At 37.8% G+C, this 1,996-nt stretch carries 2 protein-coding genes and 1 pseudogene; 2 read left to right on the forward strand and 1 reads right to left on the reverse strand.

The genetic code is table 11. From position 1 onward, the window contains the following. Positions 1-305: pseudogene (locus CBG25_RS16415) on the forward strand (transposase); the annotation flags it as partial. Between the two features lie 190 nt (positions 306-495). After that, the gene (locus CBG25_RS16420) at positions 496-1,176 is read left to right on the forward strand and encodes a conjugative transfer relaxase/helicase TraI domain-containing protein (protein WP_366212798.1); all 681 of its coding nucleotides are present in this window, start codon (positions 496-498) and stop codon (positions 1,174-1,176) included. Between the two features lie 217 nt (positions 1,177-1,393). Here CBG25_RS16420 and CBG25_RS16425 read toward each other — a convergent pair. Further along, a partial coding sequence (locus CBG25_RS16425; protein WP_290603686.1) for an integrase core domain-containing protein occupies positions 1,394-1,996 on the reverse strand: 603 nt, incomplete at its 5' end.

Here is a 1,996-nt window from a genome sequence, read left to right on the forward strand (position 1 = left end):
AACTCAAGCAGGAAGCGATGCCTGCTCATTGGAAACCAACCAAGCGGCGACAAAAAGATTTAGACGCCACGTGGACTAAAAAACACGGTAAGAGTCATTATGGCTATAAGCTTTCGGTAAACATGGATAAGAAGTACAAATTCATCAGAAAAATCGTCACCGATACGGCCAGCACCCACGACAGTCAGCATTTCGAAAGGGTCATTGACAAGGCCAACACCAATCGCAATATCTACGCCGACCGAGGCTATCCCTCTGCGGAGCGGGAAGCTTGGCTGAAGGCAAACGGCTATAGGACACGAGTTTCGCACCAATAAAAAAACGCTCTATTTTTAAGTTTAATTCAGCATGATATATAAATAGTCAAAACCTTATAAATCAAATACAACTTATTGTAATTTAAGAAAATTTATGTTTTTTAGTAACTTGCAGATTAATCATTGCTTTTAAGCCATTTTTAGAATTTTATATGCCTGTGCGAAACTCGTGGCGTGGATGGAAGCCCTCACAAAAAATTCCGGTGACAGAGTAACCGCGCATGACATTTTGAATAAACAGGAAGACCAACTGGCTAGAAATGAAATCAGAATTTGGGATAACAGCAAAGAAGTAGGCAACACCAAATTAGCGCAAAAAATCGACCAAACCCTGGTTGAAATCGCCAGATTCTCACACCATGACCGACCAGAATTATTATTACCTGTCAGTAACGAACACGGCATTCAACGAGGAAATCTTCACATTCAGGTTGGCGTTTATACAGGAAAAACAGACATCGAAGAAGCCACTTACAAAGGCGCATCCGATGGCTTATATATCGTACTAAATAAGGGTAATGATGAAAACAGCATCAATCTTTATTCGTTGTCACAATTTGACGAAGCCTTAAAAAAAGATACCAAAGACCATTCGATTGTGATTGAACTCGATAATACCAATATCCCTATAAATGAAATCCCTGAAAGTTTACCGCAAGATAAAGAAATAGAAAAAATTAATGAGAAGCAAGACATAACACTAGAATCGGCACTACTGCATGATGATGAGAAAATACCCGATATTCAACTCACAGAAGAATCTCCGACACGGGAAAAGGAAAATGAGGAAATCAATATCTCATATCATCATGAAGAAGAACAAAAACAAAAAATCAAAGAAAAAGAGTATGGAGATTAAAATGATGGTTGCTGGTTCCGAATAATAGAAAATCACATTGAGTAATCATAATAAATTCAATAAAATAATTCATCTTCAACCAAGAGGAAGCGTAATATGCAAGCCGAAGAAAAACAGCTTATCGAAGATCTATTTCAACGCTTAGCGTACCCAAATTAGTTGTAGTAGCTCAGACTTGATCTGACAGTTACCGGTTATTTATACAGTATCTGTCAGGCTAAATTTGATTTAAATCTTTTTCTCTCCAAATTTGTTTTCCATCGTGTAAAGTTGCTATGGGTGTTCGACCGCAACACATTTTTCCTTGATGAGTACGCTGGTTATTGTATTCCTCTAACCATTTATCTAAATCAGTTTGTAATTCCTCTAAATTACCGTAGATTTTCTTACGAAAAACTACCTGGTAGAACTCTTGTAATACGGTTTTATGAAAACGTTCACAAATTCCATTAGTTTGAGGCGAGCGTGCCTTAGTTTTTGTGTGATCAATATCGTTGATAGCCAGATAAAGTTGATAATCGTGATGCTCAACTTTACCACAATATTCACTACCTCTGTCCGTCAGTATACGTAATATCGGTAATCCATGTTGGGCATAAAAAGGCAGAACCTTGTCATTTAATAAATCCGCAGCAGTTATCGAACTTTTCGTTGTGTAAAGTTTACAATGAACGACTTTGCAGTAAGTATCAATATAAGTTTGTTGGTAGATACGACCAACACCTTTTAAATGACCAACATAAAAAGTGTCCTGCGACCCCAGGTAACCCGGATGTGCTGTTTCAATCTCACCACTGGCTTCATCATCCTGTGCTTTCTT

This window comes from Arsenophonus sp. ENCA (assembly GCF_002287155.1).
In the GTDB taxonomy this organism is placed as follows: domain Bacteria; phylum Pseudomonadota; class Gammaproteobacteria; order Enterobacterales; family Enterobacteriaceae; genus Arsenophonus; species Arsenophonus nilaparvatae.